This is a genomic window from Achromobacter sp. MFA1 R4 (genome assembly GCF_900156745.1).
Lineage (GTDB): Bacteria > Pseudomonadota > Gammaproteobacteria > Burkholderiales > Burkholderiaceae_B > Achromobacter.
In genome coordinates this window covers 4,069,578-4,086,159 of the sequence record NZ_LT707065.1, presented here as the reverse complement: position 1 = coordinate 4,086,159, position 16,582 = coordinate 4,069,578, and the positions used below count along the sequence as shown (strand labels likewise).

The 16,582-nt window shown below is 59.6% G+C and carries 21 protein-coding genes; 1 reads left to right on the top strand and 20 read right to left on the bottom strand.

The window, feature by feature from the left end; translation table 11 throughout:
* Nucleotides 1–11 precede the first annotated feature (11 nt).
* The 20 genes from BXA00_RS18675 to BXA00_RS18575 all read right to left on the bottom strand — a co-directional run bounded on the left by BXA00_RS18675 (nt 12) and on the right by BXA00_RS18575 (nt 15,372).
* Nucleotides 12–470 carry a hypothetical protein gene (locus BXA00_RS18675; protein WP_156902831.1) on the bottom strand — a complete coding sequence of 153 codons (459 nt, stop codon included), beginning with the start codon at nt 468–470 and terminating at the stop codon, nt 12–14.
* 34 nt (nt 471–504) lie between these two features.
* Nucleotides 505–837, bottom strand: coding sequence for a phage head closure protein (locus tag BXA00_RS18670; RefSeq protein ID WP_231952106.1), 333 nt, complete (start codon nt 835–837; stop codon nt 505–507).
* Nucleotides 837–1,193 carry a head-tail connector protein gene (locus tag BXA00_RS18665; RefSeq protein ID WP_076519941.1) on the bottom strand — a complete coding sequence of 119 codons (357 nt, stop codon included), beginning with the start codon at nt 1,191–1,193 and terminating at the stop codon, nt 837–839. The genes BXA00_RS18670 and BXA00_RS18665 overlap by 1 nt, the downstream gene beginning before the upstream one ends.
* A complete protein-coding gene (locus tag BXA00_RS18660; protein WP_076519940.1) occupies nt 1,190–1,981 on the bottom strand; it encodes a hypothetical protein in 792 nt (263 codons plus the stop codon). Before BXA00_RS18660 ends, BXA00_RS18665 begins: the two co-directional genes overlap by 4 nt.
* Nucleotides 1,974–3,359, bottom strand: coding sequence for a phage portal protein (locus tag BXA00_RS18655; RefSeq protein ID WP_076519939.1), 1,386 nt, complete (start codon nt 3,357–3,359; stop codon nt 1,974–1,976). The genes BXA00_RS18660 and BXA00_RS18655 overlap by 8 nt, the downstream gene beginning before the upstream one ends.
* Nucleotides 3,356–3,556 carry a hypothetical protein gene (locus BXA00_RS18650; RefSeq protein WP_076519938.1) on the bottom strand — a complete coding sequence of 67 codons (201 nt, stop codon included), beginning with the start codon at nt 3,554–3,556 and terminating at the stop codon, nt 3,356–3,358. Before BXA00_RS18650 ends, BXA00_RS18655 begins: the two co-directional genes overlap by 4 nt.
* A 66-nt stretch (nt 3,557–3,622) precedes the next feature.
* The gene (locus BXA00_RS18645) at nt 3,623–5,662 is read right to left on the bottom strand and encodes a phage major capsid protein (RefSeq protein WP_076519937.1); all 2,040 of its coding nucleotides are present in this window, start codon (nt 5,660–5,662) and stop codon (nt 3,623–3,625) included.
* 57 nt (nt 5,663–5,719) lie between these two features.
* The gene (locus BXA00_RS18640) at nt 5,720–7,555 is read right to left on the bottom strand and encodes a terminase large subunit (protein WP_083714284.1); all 1,836 of its coding nucleotides are present in this window, start codon (nt 7,553–7,555) and stop codon (nt 5,720–5,722) included.
* The gene (locus BXA00_RS18635; RefSeq protein WP_100220479.1) at nt 7,500–7,760 is read right to left on the bottom strand and encodes a hypothetical protein; all 261 of its coding nucleotides are present in this window, start codon (nt 7,758–7,760) and stop codon (nt 7,500–7,502) included. The genes BXA00_RS18640 and BXA00_RS18635 overlap by 56 nt, the downstream gene beginning before the upstream one ends.
* 847 nt (nt 7,761–8,607) lie before the next feature.
* On the bottom strand, nt 8,608–8,853 hold the full coding sequence (locus tag BXA00_RS28895) for a hypothetical protein (protein WP_156902830.1): 246 nt from the start codon (nt 8,851–8,853) through the stop codon (nt 8,608–8,610).
* 109 nt (nt 8,854–8,962) lie between these two features.
* Entirely contained in the window at nt 8,963–9,496 is a 534-nt protein-coding gene (locus BXA00_RS18620) for a hypothetical protein (RefSeq protein ID WP_156902829.1), read from the bottom strand.
* A complete protein-coding gene (locus tag BXA00_RS18615) occupies nt 9,496–9,855 on the bottom strand; it encodes a hypothetical protein (protein ID WP_156902828.1) in 360 nt (119 codons plus the stop codon). The genes BXA00_RS18620 and BXA00_RS18615 overlap by 1 nt, the downstream gene beginning before the upstream one ends.
* A 70-nt stretch (nt 9,856–9,925) precedes the next feature.
* Complete coding sequence (locus BXA00_RS18610) at nt 9,926–10,459, bottom strand: hypothetical protein (protein WP_197685549.1); 534 nt, start codon at nt 10,457–10,459, stop codon at nt 9,926–9,928.
* A gap of 16 nt (nt 10,460–10,475) precedes the next feature.
* Nucleotides 10,476–10,817: a winged helix-turn-helix domain-containing protein gene (locus BXA00_RS18605; RefSeq protein WP_076519932.1), complete on the bottom strand. Its 342-nt coding sequence runs from the start codon at nt 10,815–10,817 to the stop codon at nt 10,476–10,478.
* Nucleotides 10,818–10,832: 15 nt separating this feature from the next.
* The gene (locus BXA00_RS18600) at nt 10,833–12,611 is read right to left on the bottom strand and encodes a toprim domain-containing protein (RefSeq protein WP_076519931.1); all 1,779 of its coding nucleotides are present in this window, start codon (nt 12,609–12,611) and stop codon (nt 10,833–10,835) included.
* Nucleotides 12,608–13,579: a conserved phage C-terminal domain-containing protein gene (locus BXA00_RS18595; RefSeq protein WP_076519930.1), complete on the bottom strand. Its 972-nt coding sequence runs from the start codon at nt 13,577–13,579 to the stop codon at nt 12,608–12,610. The genes BXA00_RS18600 and BXA00_RS18595 overlap by 4 nt, the downstream gene beginning before the upstream one ends.
* A gap of 105 nt (nt 13,580–13,684) precedes the next feature.
* A complete protein-coding gene (locus BXA00_RS18590; RefSeq protein WP_076519929.1) occupies nt 13,685–14,137 on the bottom strand; it encodes a hypothetical protein in 453 nt (150 codons plus the stop codon).
* Nucleotides 14,134–14,544 carry a recombination protein NinB gene (locus BXA00_RS18585; RefSeq protein ID WP_076519928.1) on the bottom strand — a complete coding sequence of 137 codons (411 nt, stop codon included), beginning with the start codon at nt 14,542–14,544 and terminating at the stop codon, nt 14,134–14,136. Before BXA00_RS18585 ends, BXA00_RS18590 begins: the two co-directional genes overlap by 4 nt.
* Nucleotides 14,544–15,059, bottom strand: coding sequence for a hypothetical protein (locus tag BXA00_RS18580; RefSeq protein WP_076519927.1), 516 nt, complete (start codon nt 15,057–15,059; stop codon nt 14,544–14,546). The genes BXA00_RS18585 and BXA00_RS18580 overlap by 1 nt, the downstream gene beginning before the upstream one ends.
* A 94-nt stretch (nt 15,060–15,153) precedes the next feature.
* The gene (locus BXA00_RS18575) at nt 15,154–15,372 is read right to left on the bottom strand and encodes a Cro/CI family transcriptional regulator (protein WP_076519926.1); all 219 of its coding nucleotides are present in this window, start codon (nt 15,370–15,372) and stop codon (nt 15,154–15,156) included.
* 69 nt (nt 15,373–15,441) lie between these two features.
* Here BXA00_RS18575 and BXA00_RS18570 point away from each other — a divergent pair, with 69 nt between their 5' ends.
* Complete coding sequence (locus BXA00_RS18570) at nt 15,442–16,551, top strand: S24 family peptidase (protein WP_076519925.1); 1,110 nt, start codon at nt 15,442–15,444, stop codon at nt 16,549–16,551.
* The last annotated feature ends 31 nt before the right edge of the window (nt 16,552–16,582 follow it).

Here is a 16,582-nt window from a genome sequence, read left to right as displayed (position 1 = left end):
ACCTCGTACTATCAAGCTTCCTCCATGGGGAAGCAGTCCAACGCCGACCCGGGCGTACAGTTCACCACCTCGACCTTCGGGTTGGCCCGCGCCCAGTCCCGGAACTGCTGCAGGTGAACGGCTCGGCGGTAGGGCTTCGTGTTGACCAGCCCATTCGTGTACTCACCGAAGTAATGCGACCCGTGCATGTCGAATCCGTACAGCCGGATCCGGCTAGCGCCCAAGTTCACCGCAACCTGCAGCGCCAGGACGCCGCTCGCCCACTGCGTATTTCCGGGGCGGCACCTCTCAACCCCAGGGAACTCACTGCTGGAGAACCTGCGTCCTGCAAAATTCACTGCTTCTGGATAGGCTCGCCACCAGGCCCGATCATTCGCAGCCAGGAAGTCAGCCCACGGGGCCAGCTCGAACACATTGCTGACCACACCGACGCGCTCACCGCGCATTGATTCGGCCAGGGCACGGCTCATGCTCGGACCCGGCGCCAACAACACAAACTCCAACTTAGCCCTCGTTTACCCCGGCCGCGACCGGAAGGGTGATGTATTCCAGCCCGCTATCCTTGTCGGCAAGCACGCCGCGGATGTTGTAAACCGTGCCACGATGGATGATTCGATCGGTGGCCAGAATGTCACGGGTGCGGATCGTGATGCGCGCCGTCACCTCAGACTGCCCCGCTGCCGATTGCACAAATTCCCGAGCGGAAAGCGGCTCAACAGCAGCCCAGACTTTGGCGATTTCCGTCCACGTTTCAGCAATCGCGCCAGTAACCGGATCTTGGGTACGCTCGACGCGCTCAATCGAGACGCGATGACGGAGCTTTCCAGAATCCAGCATCACACCACCGTCGGCTTGCGCAGGCTGTAGATCAAAGCGGTTGCCGCCTTGGGCAGGGCATATCCATATCCCCACTGGTCGCCCACCGCGAACTCCTGAGATCCGTCGCGTTCACGGTACAGATAGGCAACGGTCAGGATAGTCGCTTGCTGCACCCGGGCAGGAACACCCACGGGATCACCGTTCGAATCCACTTCGACAAGGCCAGAAGAATCAGTAAAGGTGGCGCCGTACTCGCCCAGATAGTCCATAACGGCGTCGCTGGCGGCTTCAATCTTCAATTCCAGGTCAGCGTCGTCAGCGTCCGAGTCTGATCGGATATTGTCCCGGCACTGCTGCAGTGTGACGAGCTTCATAGATTCACCGGTGCGGTCTTATCGATACCGTTACGGCCATCCTTGCCGTCGCGGCCCTTCTTGACCGCCAAACGCCACCCACTTTCGGCGCTGTCAGGCTTCGCGCCGGTTTCCTTTTGGGCGATCCAGTAGGATCCGGCCCAGGTCACCGAGTCGCCAGGGGTGTAGATGTGGCCATCCTTGAATACGCCGCAGTCGACAACGACCGGCATCGTCAAATCGAATTGCTTGGTGACGTCGCCCCGGACCAACTTGAAAGTGACGGTCTTCGAGCCGTCATACTCAACCTCTAGGTCTTCAAAGCCGACGCCATCGCGACCGTCTTTGCCGTCCTTCGGCACAGGCATCTTGTCGATGGCCTTCTGCAACGTGTCCTGAGCGCGGCGCTCGAACTCCAAGGCCCACTTGGCTACTTGAGTTTCAAGCACCGGGGCTACGTCCTCGGCGGTTATGGACTTCCCGTCAGCAGGCCGCGGCATCTTGTCCACCAGTTCAGTTAGGTGTTTGCGCAGCGCATCCATATCCGCCGGCGCACCATCTTTCGGAATTGGCAGCGCCTCGACAGCCTTGGCAACGAGCGCTTCTACCTCTGCCATATCGACGTCCTTACCATCCTTAGCCTTCGGAATAGCGTCGACTGCTACCTGTACTGCGGCTTTAATCTCCGCGCCGAAATCAGGCTTCTCGGCCAGCTTCTCCTTCAGCAGGGCGATCTCTTTCTGCAACGGCTCGACGGCCTGGCGGATGGCCTCACCCATCGCTTGGCCGAACTTCTCGGGGTCAAACATGGACGGCCTCCGGTTGTGCGGCTTTGCGCATAGCTTCTATCGCCTTCTGCGTTGCAATGATGGATTTCGCCTCCAAGATCAACGACTTGTCTTCGTCTGAAACGTCCGCTGGCTCCGGGACAGTGGCAGGCGCGGGGGAAGGCTGAACAATCTTGTTTTGCCGCACCTGGTCCAGCGGGAAGTCCTGCTGTTGCATGTAGACCGTATCGCCACCATCCAGCGGCGGCAGGTTGACCTGCTTGCGGCCTTCGTTCGGAGCGATGATTCCGGCGTCCACGCCAATCTTCAGCGCTTCCATCTGGGTCTTCGTGTCCATGCGCATCAAGCCGTCCAGATCCAGGTCTACGCCCTTCGTCACCCCATCCAGACCCAGGCCGTCGTCAAGGCACGCCTCCATCTCTTCAATAGGGGACTGCAGACAGCCAGAGTAGTAGCCGCGGTCAAGCGCTTCGATGTTGTTGTAGCTGGGGGCTTGCCCAACGCCGACCTTGTATCCGGGGACATGAAACACCGAGCAGATCCGCTCGTCAGACCAGTTAAGAATCTGGATAAGCTGAGAATCTGTGGCATTCCGGCTCATGGGCTCAAACTTCATCCCATCGCCAAGAACTGCCACCTTGCCTGCGTTCACTCCGGAGTAGCCCGTCTCCCATGCGGCCTTAATAGCGGCCGCGTTCTCTGCAGTGATGTTGCCAGGAGCGACAAGGATCCCGCCCGGGTTGGCGTTGTTCCCGAAGAACGTCGCGGTGTTGCGTTGGATCTTGATGCCAATACCGGCGGCGATGGCCGCTGCGTACAGCGGCGAGATGCCAACGAGCGGGTGGTACAGGCAGTTCATCCGGTCGTGGATGATCTCGCTAGCCGGAACCGTTTCGCTAACCGTAGGCACCCCGGCAAGGTTGTCCTGGCTCAGTTGGTAGTAAACCGATCCGTCATCTGACACAAGCGGCGTCACTCGGCATGGGTCCAGGACGTATAGGCGAGTGACCACGCCTCGAGCGTCTCGCTCCTTCAGGACATAGGTGTTGCCATGCCGAAGCTTCGACATGATCCACCACTGCTTGAACTGGATGTGGTTCTGATAGCGATTGGGATGGCGTAGCACCGGCCAGAAGGGAGAGTTCCCCTCTACTTCCGACCAGATGCCATTTGAATCCCGAGCCACCAGTCGCGCACGCAGTTTCCCGATGTCGTTGGCGATCAGGGTTACGCACGCGTAGACAATCGGCGAACAAAGCAGATCTTCCGCGGCCCATTCATCGTTTTTTTGCCAGGCCCCGCTATACGGCTCACGGACGAACGGCCACCAACCGCCCCTGCCACGCCCGTCCACCGGCGCAAGCCACTTCGAAAGAAGCGAACGAACGCCGAATTTCATTCCTTGGCCTTGTCTTGGCGCGTGTATTTGCGCTTCGGCTTTGCGACCTCACTCTCGGCCATCGGGGCTGGAGAACGGCCGGCAATCAAATCGCGAGTCAAATAGGTGCCGTGCCCAAGCGCCTGCAGGATGTCGGCGTCGCGCTTCGACATCAAGCGCTCTCGTCCGTTCTTGTAGGTAAACGTGACTCTGTTCATCGCTATTCCTTTCCTTCTTGTAGAAAGGGCTTCCCCTTCGGAAAGCCCCTTGAACCAGACGGCTAGTTATGCACCCCAGCTAACGCCGGTCAGGTAAGCCACGCCGGAGGCACGGCGGCGCGCCCAGTTGATGTAACGCTCAGCACGGAAGGCCGTGCTGTTGGTCTGGAACATCGAGACCATCGACGTCGCCGTACCGGTGGCGCTGTTGTTGGTCGGGTTGTCCAGCATCTGCAGGGAAGCCTCCTGCGACGCGTCCACCGTCACTTGGCCGTCGTCAGCGAGCCAGATGTCCGACGCATTCGCCAGTACCACGATGCCCCCCGCGGAGCTGGCGGGCAGGTAGTCAGAGACGATCACCGGGACGCCCATGAAGGTGCCGCCATTCATGGTGATGCCGGGGAACTCGGATTGACCGAGGGGGTTTTGCATCAGGCTGAGGGCCAGGGCCGTCGTGCTGTCCATGATGTAGACAGCGTTGCGCGGAGCGTTCCGGGCGGCGATGAACGGAGCCCAGAGAGCCTGGATATCCGCACGGATTGCCGCAGCGTCCGAACCGGACGAAGCAATGGCCGTGGCGCCGTTGGTGATCGACGCGGGCGACACGTTGGCGACCGCAGTTTTGGCCGGATCGATGAAGTCGATATCGATACGCTCGATGACCGCAGCGGCCAGACCATCGCGAACCAGGCGCTCGGCGCTGGGGTTGCTGAAGCGGATCAGCTCGTTCGTCAGAACGCTGATCGCGGCGACCTTGTTCCAGCGCAGTTCGGTAGCCGTGAAGTCGAACGACGTCAGGGGCTTCGGTGCACCTTCGCCCACCCAGTAAGCGCTACCGCCAGTCGTTTGGCCGGCAATCCGGACGTTGAACGGGATGCGGTTCAACGAAGGGACAGAACCTTGGCCGAACTGGCCGATGATGGTGCGGGGACGCAGGAACTCGACGAAATCACCGGCGAAGTTCTGGTAGTCGACCAGCGGACCTGCCCACGTCGTGTCCAGGGTCGTACCGGCTTCGACGGTCGCCTTCATCAGCATGCCCAGGTTCATGCCGTTGGCCTGCAGTTCCAGAGCCTTCACCACACGCTCGTTCTGCGGATAGTGGTTCTTGGCCAGCTTCAGGGCCATTTCGGCATTGCCCTTCGCTGCCAGTTGGCACATCGCGAACCGGGCGAACTCGATGCCCTTTTCGAGCTTCGTGGTGTCCTTGACGGAGACCGGCAGCGTACCGCGAGAGTCGGACGCTTCCTTCTCGGTTTGACCCTTGACCGGCTTGGCAGTGGCGGCCAGGTCCTTTTCCATCACACGCAGGTCGACCAGTTCCTTGTCGATCGCGTCGACTTCGGAGGTGATCTCGGCGAAGCGTTCCTGCTCCTGAGCGTCCTTGGTTCGACCTTCGTCGACAGCCTTGGACTGGATGGTGGTGCGCTCGTTCGTGAGCGCGACGCGCTTGTCTTCCAGCGCCTTGATCTGTTCTTGCACGTTCATGGTGTTCTTCCCTTTCGTTCGGGCATAAAAAAACCCGCCAGTGGCGGGCTGTTTCTTGGTTCCCGAGACGCCGGGAGGTTCGGGCTTTCGCCCTGCTTCTTCATCGCCTTGCGCTTCAATGCCGGACGCGGCGCGCAGAGCGGTGTCGATACTTTTGATGCTGTGAATGGACGCGGACGCGTTGGCGGGGATCGTCACGAGGCTTAGCTCGAAGATCTCCGTTTCCGAGAAGCGAACGCCGCCGTTCTCGATAAAGCTGTACTCGATTGCGCGAAATCCGATGGAGACGCCGCGGACGAGCTTGGCCTTCACCGACTGCCAGGCCATGTCGACCAGATCCTTCAGCGCGCCTGGCTCGTCGATGATCGGGAGCGTCGCGGTGAACGGAATGCCCGTCTTCGTGGGCTTGCCGAACTTGGCCGTGCCGACCGGTTTGTCATGCTGGTGCTGCCACAAGAGCGGCAATTCCGAGGCGAACTTCGCGCCCATCGGCTCTACCACGTCGCCAACTCGGTCAGGCTCCGGGGTGGTGGCAATACCGGTAATCTCGCGCTTCGATTCGTCCAGCGCCTTGATTTCCAAGAGGCTGTATGCGCGGTTATTGAGCTTGTCAGGCATGCAGGCCTCCCAATGCAAAAAGCCCGCTCGAGGCGGGCTTGGTTGTGTAGGTCATCGTCAGACGAAGAAGACGCTATAAGTCTTCTGCTTCAAAACACCGGTACTAGCGGCACCGATTGCCATGGCCAGAGCCACAGCGGCGTCAATCTTGTTAATGGATCGGGTCTTGGCCAACCAGTGGTTGCCCCATTTGTCCTCTTCGGTCACCGCAGACATCATTGCGGAGATCAGGACCGGGTTTTTTCGGAGCCTGATTCGCCCCTCCAGCAGAGCGTCTTCCAGCAACCGAACGGACCCCGGCATCCACAGCCCCTCAGGCGTTTCCTGATTCGCCTTGGCTGCCTCGACCATTGCTTCGTTGGGCTTACCCTTTTTCAGACCACCTTGCGGGTGTTCGATGAATTCCAGGCTTAGGCCAATTTCTGCGACATCTTCCTCGAAGCGCTTGAACGCAAAGCGGTCGTACGCCACCAGCTGCACGTCGTACCGCTCAGCGTATTCTGCAAGCGTCTGGGCGACGTGCCGGTAGTTGATGCTCTCACCTGGCGGCGCGTGGATGAACCCTTGCTGCTTCCACACCGTATACGGGATCTTGTCCCGCAACTCACGAGCCGCAATCGTATCCCCCGGGGTCCACGCTTCAATCCAAGCATCGAAGAGAGGCTTGTTCTGCGCATTGACGCCAGTCTGCGTCACTGCCGCCAGAGCGGTAATGTCGCGGTTCTGGGACAAATCCAGACCGATCCAAACCTGTTCACCTGCATGAACCTTCGGGTCAAACTCAACCAGTGCCGGATCCAATGTGGCCCGGGTCATCCAAGCCGTCTCAGCATCCGTCCAGATGCAGAAGTGCAGACGGAGGATCCCGTTCAACTGACCAGGGATCGACTTAGCCTGCGCCACAACATCAGCCAAATACGTCTCGGTGATCGTCACCCCCAGCAGCGGGTTCGCCTTCACCCAGCACGTCGGGTCCGTCAGAGGGTCGTCGCCCTCATCCAGCGCACACACGTAGCTGAAAGTGTTGTCGTCTAGGGCTTCACCAACAAACACGGGGTCATTCACCGCTTCGGTGTGCCCTGCCGCCACCTTCACCGCATGTTCATGCTCTTCCCAGGCCACCGAGTTTCGATCCGACCCGCTGTTCGTGATCATGAACAGCAACGGCTGCCGGCGGAACTTAAAGCCCCGCTCCAGCATCTCGATGATCTTCCGGTCCGGCAGCTCGTGGACCTCATCAGCCAGCACGAAGTAGGGGCGCGGCCCCGATCCCGTCTTGCCGGTATCCCTCGACACCGGCCGGAAGAAGCTCGAATTCCGGTGGTAGGCGATGTTGTATTCACGCCCTTCCCCGCCCGAGAACTCCAGGCGCTTCTTCAGGCTGGGCGACGCCTTCACCATCTTGACGGCGTCGGCGAACAGAATGCCGGCCTGCTCTTTCTTCGCCGCGGCGGCGTAAATCTGGGCGCCAGCCTCACCGTCAGCAGTCAGGCCGAGCAATCCAATCCCACCAGCCAACGGCGACTTACCGTTGCCTTTCCCCTGCTCGATGTAGGCTCGACGGAACCGCCTGGTCCCATCAGCCCGCTTCCAACCGAACAGCGACCCGACGATAAACGCCTGGCTGGGGTGAAGCTCGAAATCCTTGCCTTCGAACTGACCTTCTGACAGCTTCAGCACGCCCTCGAAAAAATCGAATGCGTACTCGGCGGCAGCGTGGTCGAAATACAACCCGCGCTCTCCGCCCTTCTCCAGATCCAGCAAATGCCGCTTGCAGCTGTTGCGCACATGGGGACCGGCAACGATCACCCCAGCGACTACAGCCTCCGCGTACTCCTTAGTGCGGTCGGCCAAAGAACTTGTCAGCGGGGTCTTCTTCTTCGCCGTCGCCATGGTTCACTTTGGTTTCGTCAACAGGAGTCGCGCCTAGCTTCGAGAGAATCGAACTGAGCGCCTGCGTTGCCGAAACTCCGAAATCGGCGTCGTCCATCCGCGCCGTCCAGATACAGGCCAGGCGCAACAGCGGTCGGTGGGAACTGTTCAACCAAGGCAGTTCAGCGCGGTATTCCTCCCACGCCACTTTCTGCTCGTCGGTCATCTTCACGTAGGGTTCGCCAAGCGGGCGGGTTCCCTTCGGAGCCTTCCGATCCTTGAACCGTTGCGGGTCATGGACAGCGGCGCCGGAGACCTCCGCCTTGCTGGCCGGGAGCCTCGGTCGAGCCATTTGTTACCTCGTCTTGTGAATTGCGGATGAGAGAAATTAAGTGAGCGGCCGGTCTTGGTCGAGAAGGGGCTTTCGAATTTTCCCCTCCCCCCCTACCCGTATCGCCATTTTTTTGCCCCCAGCCCTCTCCGTATCGGCATTTTTTCGCCGATGGTTGTGCCGAAGTTTCGGGTTCTTATTCTTATCCCGCTCGTGTAACAGAGACCGGGTAGCCGTCAGTGCCTATCTGCACCTTGCGGCGACCGGACTTCTCCAGCCTCTGCTTGTCCGAGTCATGATGCGCTTTGCATAGTGACTGAAAGGGGCCGTTCCAGAACTTCTCCGGGTCACCCTTGTGCGGCTCGATGTGATCGCACACCTTTGCCTCTGTCACTCTTCCCTCTGCCTGGCACATCACACAGAGAGGATTCGCTCTTAGGTGGCGTTCCCTTAGCTTCTGCCAGCGCCAGGTCTTGTACCAAGCGCTCCAGGGTTGGCTGCTCATAGCGGCTGGGAATCGTCCCGCTCGCCGCCTACTGCCTCGCCATCCAGTGTGAGTGCCGGCCTCTCCATCTCTTCGCCTTCATCAGCCAGAGCTTCTAGGAGAGCGTCTAGCTTGGCTTCTATGCGGTCGAGCTGGGTAGGCTCAGCAGGCTCACACCATCCACCGTTAGCCCGGCGCTCCTGGTCTCGCTTCAGACTTCCCGGGTACCCGCGACGGTCTTGCACCATCTGGACCATATCAACCGAAGGCAATCTCAACGTTGCCGTACTGACGGAAGCGCTTCGCATCAGTGCGACGAGCGTTCACAATCGCTTTGCCCTCTGCATCTTCCTGGTAGGCCAAGACGAATCCCCGCTTGGTATCCGCCGTGACAACCCGCTTCACACGAACTCCATTCAGTAAGACGTGAATCGGGCGTTTGTGACCGCCGCGCAGCTTCCACGCCTTGTAACCAGGGTCATCCCGATCTACAGAAAACCGCATGGCAGCTCCAAAGCAAAAAGCCCCGGCGGGTGCCGAGGCTTCGATTCCTATGGACGAGCGCCGTCCACTTGGATTGCATGGTACCTAGCCCAGTACGCAATGCAACACTTCACGCGATCACCTGGATCATGTCTCGCTTGCGCAACATGGGCAGCAGTGATTCCTTTGCCTGCTGGTAGCGCTGGTGCTGTTCATCGGGGCTGCAACGCGGGTTGCGGAACACCTGATTCGGCACATCCTTGTTGCGCATGTTTATCCCGACAGCGGCGCGCAGGTCAACCGGCAGCGTACTCAGGCAGACGTCGACCTGTTCCGCCACATACCGGTTCAGCTTCGCGTCGGTGTCGTCGTCATCCCCGTAGCCGTCCAGGTCCGAGACGCCTTGGAATCCCGGCGCCACTCGGCTATGCCCCAGATGCTCTCGATGCGCCTTGGCCCAGTGGTACCAGGTCATGAGCAGTTCTTCCAGTTGTTCGCTTTCGTCTTTCGTCATGTGATCCTCGCTGAATAGCTGCTCCAATCCTTGTCTTGCAATCTCCTGCCGACTGAGCCGGGATTTCTGTGGTCGACTTCGGAGTTCTTCCAACCGCTCGTACACGATTGCCGGGTCACCCATCGCCCACTTCGGCAGAAGGGCGCCCATTACGCGAACTCCGGGCTATACAGCACCTTGCTGCTCATGCTGACCGGGGTCGGCATACGCATCGCCTGCAAACGAGCCGCGGCATGGCGCATATCCCGGCCAAACTTGTACTCGCGCCCCGTTTCGGAAAGCAGGCGCGACGGCACCACGTCAGAAGGCTTGATAGCGACCCAGGCCCGGATCACAGTCATGGGATCGCTTGATTGCAGACCAGGTTCGATCCTTCGAATGGCGTCCGCAATCCTGGGTGCGCAGTTGTCGTGCGCGCTTATCTTCACCCCGAACTCCAGGCGCAGCTTCTCTACCGCAGCCCGGCGCATTTGCTTGTTCGAATCTTCAACGCTTCTTGGAATTGCCATGTTCATACCCTTGGATTGGACGGTTTATCTCCGCATCCCATGCGGCGAATAGGGGTCGTAATCTCCGCATTCATGCTTGCGGCCGTTGCGCTTGAACGGTGAGAGCCACGCCGATTGCGGGCCATGCATGACTGGAAACTCCATACAAAGGCCCGGGCTTGGCTTTGATGCCGATTTGCGGAGTCGCGCCGCCTCCTGTTGCTGGGTACAGATCGATGATTGCCTGCCTCACATTTGAGTCTTTAGCGGTGTTAGTGCCACATAAATGCATCTTTACGTCCTTGCGGTAGACCAGCCGGACTGTCATCGGGTTGTGCCACGCTTGGACGTATCTACCAATCCAAAGGCAGGTCTCGAAAACGTCCTTCCCGACGGGCATGCCATAGCTGGCGATCATCTCAACCGCCAGCCGAGTCGGATTTATCTGGAACTGGCGGTGCTGGACGAAGTCAAGCATGTCCTCGTTCGTCCACACACCGGAATCCAAGAGTTCGTTTCCGCGCATGTAGCACCAGCCTGACTGCTGAGGGCCGGGATCAATTGCAAGAGTGGCCATGCGGCCCGTTCCGGCCATCGGATCCAGAGCGACGTCCATTTGCTTCATGCCGTCACCTGGGCAATCAGGTAGAGAATGGGTTGGCTTGGCACTCCGCCAGCTTTTGACGCATTGCACGCGCCTTAACCCAGGCCAACTTCTTGAGGTTCCGGTCCTCGTTGCTTTGAACAACCTTATTGGCGTCTCGTCCATATCCGTAGCGATAGACCGGCGTCCGTGGCCCCTTCCCTTTCGGCGGCAGCCAGTCGCAGATATGGATCTTCCCGTCGTCGCGAAGCTTGCGCAGGTTGGCGTGAACCGTTACAGGGCTGCATTTCAGATCCTGGGTCAGCTCGCGGTGCGTCATGTCGCCGCGTTCTTCGAGGGCTTCCAGGATCGAGGGGTAGGTGTAGTTTCTCGGGGGCATGTGGATCTCCCAGGCTCAAACCATTTCCGGTACGCCCGAGTATTGGACGTAGGTGTATGGCCGCCGCTGCGGGTTGGTGGTGAACTGCATGGCTTGGCGGTTAAAGAACAGGTACAGGCTGCGCGCCTGGGTCTCGCCGTTGCGCTGCTTGGTAAGCTCCAGCTTCGCGTCGGGAGTGTCCGGGTCTTCGCCATCTTCCTTCTGCGCCGACCAGACCGAAAACACGTTGTCCGCGGCATCGGTCAGCTTTGAGCTACCAGCGACGTCCATCTTTCCAGGATTCTTCTTTTCGTTCTCACCCTTGCGCGGATGAGCCACCAGGTGCAGGTGAACACCGAATTCGCGGCAGAACCCTGCCAGTTTGCGCATGGCTTCCTTCTGGGCAGACATGGCGCCCGCTCCGTCTTCCGGGACATCGGTCATCATCAAGCTGTCGATGACGAAATGGCGAATGCCGTAGCGCTTAAATCCGTATCGGAACACTTCCAGCAGGCGGTCTATGCTCGCGGTACCGGTCAGGTTGAACAACCATGCCTTGTCCTGCAGCCATTGGCCGCAATGGTCGAAATATGCCTGGGCCGGGCGGTCTTGGCCGGTCAGTTGCTTCGTCATCCGACGCCCTTGATTCACTGGCGTCATTTCGCCGGAGAACACGCAGACTCGTTCGCCCTGGCACATCAGCCCGATCAGGACCTGGTTCAGCAGGAGCGACTTGCCGTGGCCGTTGTAGCCGGTCCAGACCGATAGCTCTCCTTGGCGAAACTGAAACCATGTCTGGTCGGTGCCGTTGAAGGTCAGGCACGGGTCGACGACCTTATCTCCGCTCGGCCAGAACGACGCTTTCACCTGTCCCCAAAAGTCAGACAGCGGGCGCAACTCTTCCGGATCGAACGGACGCGCTGCCCGGAAGCAGTGGTCGAAGTCAGCCGCTTCTGCGCCACCCAGCATGTAGTCGTTGGCGTCCTTGGCCTTGTCGAACAGCACGACCTTGCAGCGCTCCAAGCCCAGGCGGTTCGCCACTTCACGAGCGCCCTTCTGCCCGGCTTCGTCGTTGTCGTAGCAGAGATAGATTTCCGAGAAACGCTGCAGGCGCTCCCAATCGTTGTCCAGCCACTGGTGATTTCCGGCGCCAGCGTTAACCGACAGGGACGGGATCCCCATCTGGTGGCCGGTCATGGCGTCAATCTCGCCTTCGAAGATCGCAACGCTGCGGGTCTTCGGATCGATCAACTGCCAGCCGAACAGGCACGGTTCCGCCCCGCCCTCCTGGCGCATGTCCTTCTTGTCCGAGACACAGCGGTACTTGGCGTTGATGAACTCGCCTTCACGCAGGTACGGGAAGACAGCGTAGGCTTTGCCGTTGCGCTCCTGCTCAGCGATCTGGAAGGCCACGATGGTCTCTTCGGTCAGCCCGCGGCTCATCAGCCAGTCCCGAACGGGTTGCTTCGGCTTATGGGCGGCAGGCTTAGCCGGACGCTTGTAGGTCGGCAGATCCTTCTTCGGCATGCTGTCTCGGATACCGAGGAATGCCTTGGCTTCTGCCATAGCCTGGCCGATGGACAGGATTCGGACGGCAGCCCACAAGTCCAGCAGGTCTCCCGATTCGCCCGTGTTGAAGTCCTTCCAGACGCCTTTCTTCGTGCCAGTCAGGCGGACGGACAGAGAACCGCCCGCGTCGCCGGAAACACTCCCGGCCTTCCACTCGCCGGAGGCCTTCTTGCCACCGGGCAGGAGGTATTCCGCGATACGCAGGGCGTCATCTGCCAGGCGTTGACTCAGTTCTTGGGCGTTCATGCTGTTGCCTCCATGCGGTGGCCATCACGCCACAGGTACGCGGTCTTCTCGCTGCAGCCAGCGTTTTCCGCCTCAAACGGGGTGCCGAATCCGGCCTTGATCCACCAGCCAGCGCCTGGAGCGGTTCGCTCAACCTGGCCGACATAGCCGGAGAACTTGCGGGCACCGAAAAGGGTCTCGGGTCGCAGGTACTTGGACATTTCGTCGTCTGCTCCCCACTCGGCCGCCTTGGTGTCAATGACGGCCTTCACATCCGCGACGGAGTAGCCTTCGGCCAGGCGAGCACGGATGAGTGAAAGGTTCGACTCAACCGCCCGATACGAACATCCGGTTCGGTCGTTCAGATGGGACAGGATTTCGCGAGCATCGGCATTCGAGGCCTTCACTTCTTCGGATTCCGGTTTTCTGGGATCCGCGGAGTCGGGCTTGCCCGACAAAGTGTTTTCTTCTTTTTCTTCTCTTCTCTTCTCTTCTCTGCGGTCACGCGTTACGTCACATGTGACGTCACCGATTTCGTCACGGTCAGACGCCTTTTTGCGCTGCCGATACTCGCGCTGGCGCTCCGCTCCAGACTTGGCATTAGCGGACCGAGAAGCCCCAGAAGTGTTGTATTCAGTGAAGTTAGGCAGCGTTACGCTGTACGACTCATCATCAAAGTCCGCCCAACCCACAGCTTGCATTGCCTTGCCAAAACCAGGGATTCCAACCATGTCGTCGATGTCTGAAAGATCGGCGTTGGTGAAAACTCCGTCTTTGGTGTGCTCATTCGCGGCTCCCCAAACCACCAATAGTGACGACACCGTTACGTGACGCATAACGTTACGCGTAACTATTTCGTTCATGGTTCCGCTGTAACCCGTCGAAAGAGACTGCGCGACGTCTCTGGAGTCTTCCAGATACCGTGCGATCCCATTGACCTTTGGGTTGGTCAGCAGAGACGTCCTCATCTTGATCCAATCGCCAGCCATTTCAGTACCCCCTCAGCCGCAAGGCCGAGAAAACAACCCGCACAAACCATGCGGGGATAAAGCCACTGCAGTAGCCTTCCATCAGGTGAGACTTGATGAACGTCTTCATTCCGCAGCCCTCTTCAAAGGTTCGTAGGCAGCCCGGTAAGCTGCTTCGATTTCCGGGGTCCAGAGGCTGCGCGAGATCAGTTCGGCCCGGGTGCGGTCGACGTAGACCACCTCAAGCTTGCGACGCGCTTCTTTGCTTATCCCACCGCTGTCGTGAAGGCGATGGCAGTCCGGGCAAGCGGGGAACGTTTGGGAATCACACGCCTTCAGGCCCAGCCCTTTGCCAAAGTTGGCGTGCGCGCACTGCGAAGGGCCAAAGCGACCACACACGACGCAATCCAAGCTGGCGACATTCCGGCGATGTTTCTCCGAACGCATAACCGAGCTGGCCTTCATGCCAAGAGGACGCAGGAAACCAAGGTGAGCAGCAACCTTCTGACCGAGGCCTTGGCCGCGATCCGACTTAGCCCGCAGCGGCGCCGAGCGCTTGAGGGTGGAATTCCAGGTCATGCTTCCCTCCCGATAGAGGTTTGGGACCACTGGACGCCCCTCTCATCGCCCACCGAGTGCGCGAAGTTGATGAGTTCGCTCATCTTGCGAACGCCCATCTTGCTCGTGCGGCGCCCAAGCATCACGAAGCCACCGCGGATGCCTTCAGCAATGCGGTGTTCCTGATCCAGGCTGGCGGTCAGAATGTCTTTCCAGTCTTCCGGCGACAGCTTTTCCAGCTTGCCGTTGATGGACCAGTCAACCTGCTTGGACAGATCCGTCAGGATCGACCACAGCAAGTCGTTTTGATCGAGGGTCCTGGTGCGCTCCTTGATCTCCACCCGATAGCCGTCAGGAGCGACCGCGCAAGCATGAGCCGCATTGCGACGTGCCAGCGGGTGAGAAAGGATGAACACCTGGCGTTCCATTACTTGCTCGCAGCGCGCAGGACGTTGCGCTCAAGGCGGTGGCACATGGTGCGCAGGTCGCGGACGAACTCGACGATCCGGTCAGCTTCGGACTGGTCGATCTTGCCGTCTGCAACCGTCTCAGCCGTCACGCCAAGCACGCTGCCCGTAATGGCGCCGATCTGCATGACCTTGGACTGGATCGCGGTCAGTTCGCAGGCCCAACCGTTCGTAGGTGCGGGAGGAATCGAGTCGACCGCCAAGCCCTGCTCTGCAGCAAAGGCCAGGAACCAGTCGTGCGCGTATTCCACGCCGCCCTCTTTCTCTTCCATCCACTCCGACAGCAGACCAGCCATTTCCACGCTGATCGCATCGCCCTCGGAACGCTTGAGCTTGGCGCGCAGGCTTTCCGGGTGGATCGACTTGCCACGGCGCTCCGTCAGGAAGCGGGCCGCATCAGCAACACCACCCGGCGTCTTGCGCACGCAGTTGTACAGAACGTCGAGCCAGTCAGTGTTGGTATAGCGGCAGGTCATGCGTCACCTTGAAATCTGATTTCTTTCAGCCTTTCGGCCCTTGTGCGGTGCAACTAAGATTCACCACATGGAAAACAACAACCCAACTTTGTCTCTAAGAAGCAACAGCGACGGAGCTGTTAGCTCGGGCCTGCTGGTGGAGGTGCTTAAAAACCTTGGGTCGTGCGAGCCTCAAAAACATCAATCGAGGCTTGGGAATTCCTTCCGTCTTCCACTGGGAAACGGCCCCAGGTGTGACCTCACATAGCCGAGCTACCTCGGAGGTACCGCCTAGGGCATCGATGATTTGCGCGTCGGTGATGTGTTCGTCCATACACAAATCTTAGATGACTAAGACTCTAAATGCAAGCCATCTAAGATGTTTTTTGTTTAGCATCCTAAGATGACCTTTCAGGAACGAATCAAGCAGGCCTTCAATGAAGAAGCGGCCCGCCGTGCGGACGCGGGCGAGCCTCGCCTGACGAAAACCGACATATGGAAGGCTGCTGACGCTTCGTCCGGCGCCGCGACCCACTGGTTCAATGGGTCAAATGGCATGGATATGGCGACGTGCATGAAAGTCGCGCCGCTGCTGAGAGTCAATGCACAGTGGTTGTATGACGGTACCGGGCCCAAGCGAAACGGCCCTGATGGAGCGGCTGATGCTCCCGTTGTTCCGCCTACGGCGCCGTGGCCTTTCCCGGATATTTCAGAACAGGACGTACGAGCCTTAACGCCCTCGCAATTGAGCGCCCTGCAAGGCGCTTTGGCATTGGCCATCGCCCAACTGAAGCTAGGGATCAAGGTGTCGCATCCCGCCCCTTCCGCGGCCGGTGCGAACATCACGCCACTGCGGCAGCACAAGCCTGGGGGCCTGGTCGACATGGATACCGCCGAAGACGTGTTCCCTATGCGGATTGGCGGAATGCCTCCAGCTCCTTGGGATGGTGGCCAGACGACACACCAAGCTGAAAAGGCTGCTCCTGTCCGTATCAGCACGCAGGTTGGCGTTATCGCAAATGTCGGTCCCGGCGAGCCGCACGCTGCGAATGACAAATTTGAGAAGGTTCCCGAGCTGGCCGACGTCCGGTTGGCCGCTGGTGATGGGATTGAGAACCAGACCGAAGAACAGACCGGCATGATCCAGTTCCGGCGCTCGTTCCTAAAGGAAGTTGGCGCTGACGGCGGTAAGGCACGCGTGGTCTATGCCAAAGGCGACAGCATGGAGCCGGTGATCCGCGACGGCGCCGCCCTGCTTGTGGTGCCGAATGAAAACCTGACCATCCGCGACTTGGCTGCGGGTGGCGTCTACGCCATCAACTATGACGGCAAGATGATCGTGAAGACCGTGGCGCGCGACAAGTTGACGCAACGATGGGTAGCACGGTCGTTCAATCCCGCCTACCCCGATATCCCGCTAGAGAACGGCCACCCAGTACGCGTGCTGGGCCAGGTCGTGTGGGCTGGCGCCCGCCTGCGGGATGATGAAGCGGGACAGTGGGTGAGGTCGTAACAGGCCCCCACGTGTAACATCGTTTCGTCAA

What these genes read in the sequence shown, in the direction of transcription:
- BXA00_RS18675 (WP_156902831.1), bottom strand. Translation starts at nt 470, where the DNA reads ATGAGCCGTGCCCTGGCCGAATCAATGCGCGGTGAGCGCGTCGGTGTG.
- BXA00_RS18670 (WP_231952106.1), bottom strand. Translation starts at nt 837, where the DNA reads ATGCTGGATTCTGGAAAGCTCCGTCATCGCGTCTCGATTGAGCGCGTC.
- BXA00_RS18665 (WP_076519941.1), bottom strand. Translation starts at nt 1,193, where the DNA reads ATGAAGCTCGTCACACTGCAGCAGTGCCGGGACAATATCCGATCAGAC.
- BXA00_RS18660 (WP_076519940.1), bottom strand. Translation starts at nt 1,981, where the DNA reads ATGTTTGACCCCGAGAAGTTCGGCCAAGCGATGGGTGAGGCCATCCGC.
- BXA00_RS18655 (WP_076519939.1), bottom strand. Translation starts at nt 3,359, where the DNA reads ATGAAATTCGGCGTTCGTTCGCTTCTTTCGAAGTGGCTTGCGCCGGTG.
- BXA00_RS18650 (WP_076519938.1), bottom strand. Translation starts at nt 3,556, where the DNA reads ATGAACAGAGTCACGTTTACCTACAAGAACGGACGAGAGCGCTTGATG.
- BXA00_RS18645 (WP_076519937.1), bottom strand. Translation starts at nt 5,662, where the DNA reads ATGCCTGACAAGCTCAATAACCGCGCATACAGCCTCTTGGAAATCAAG.
- BXA00_RS18640 (WP_083714284.1), bottom strand. Translation starts at nt 7,555, where the DNA reads ATGGCGACGGCGAAGAAGAAGACCCCGCTGACAAGTTCTTTGGCCGAC.
- BXA00_RS18635 (WP_100220479.1), bottom strand. Translation starts at nt 7,760, where the DNA reads ATGACCGACGAGCAGAAAGTGGCGTGGGAGGAATACCGCGCTGAACTG.
- BXA00_RS28895 (WP_156902830.1), bottom strand. Translation starts at nt 8,853, where the DNA reads ATGCGGTTTTCTGTAGATCGGGATGACCCTGGTTACAAGGCGTGGAAG.
- BXA00_RS18620 (WP_156902829.1), bottom strand. Translation starts at nt 9,496, where the DNA reads ATGGGCGCCCTTCTGCCGAAGTGGGCGATGGGTGACCCGGCAATCGTG.
- BXA00_RS18615 (WP_156902828.1), bottom strand. Translation starts at nt 9,855, where the DNA reads ATGGCAATTCCAAGAAGCGTTGAAGATTCGAACAAGCAAATGCGCCGG.
- BXA00_RS18610 (WP_197685549.1), bottom strand. Translation starts at nt 10,459, where the DNA reads ATGAAGCAAATGGACGTCGCTCTGGATCCGATGGCCGGAACGGGCCGC.
- BXA00_RS18605 (WP_076519932.1), bottom strand. Translation starts at nt 10,817, where the DNA reads ATGCCCCCGAGAAACTACACCTACCCCTCGATCCTGGAAGCCCTCGAA.
- BXA00_RS18600 (WP_076519931.1), bottom strand. Translation starts at nt 12,611, where the DNA reads ATGAACGCCCAAGAACTGAGTCAACGCCTGGCAGATGACGCCCTGCGT.
- BXA00_RS18595 (WP_076519930.1), bottom strand. Translation starts at nt 13,579, where the DNA reads ATGGCTGGCGATTGGATCAAGATGAGGACGTCTCTGCTGACCAACCCA.
- BXA00_RS18590 (WP_076519929.1), bottom strand. Translation starts at nt 14,137, where the DNA reads ATGACCTGGAATTCCACCCTCAAGCGCTCGGCGCCGCTGCGGGCTAAG.
- BXA00_RS18585 (WP_076519928.1), bottom strand. Translation starts at nt 14,544, where the DNA reads ATGGAACGCCAGGTGTTCATCCTTTCTCACCCGCTGGCACGTCGCAAT.
- BXA00_RS18580 (WP_076519927.1), bottom strand. Translation starts at nt 15,059, where the DNA reads ATGACCTGCCGCTATACCAACACTGACTGGCTCGACGTTCTGTACAAC.
- BXA00_RS18575 (WP_076519926.1), bottom strand. Translation starts at nt 15,372, where the DNA reads ATGGACGAACACATCACCGACGCGCAAATCATCGATGCCCTAGGCGGT.
- BXA00_RS18570 (WP_076519925.1), top strand. Translation starts at nt 15,442, where the DNA reads ATGACCTTTCAGGAACGAATCAAGCAGGCCTTCAATGAAGAAGCGGCC.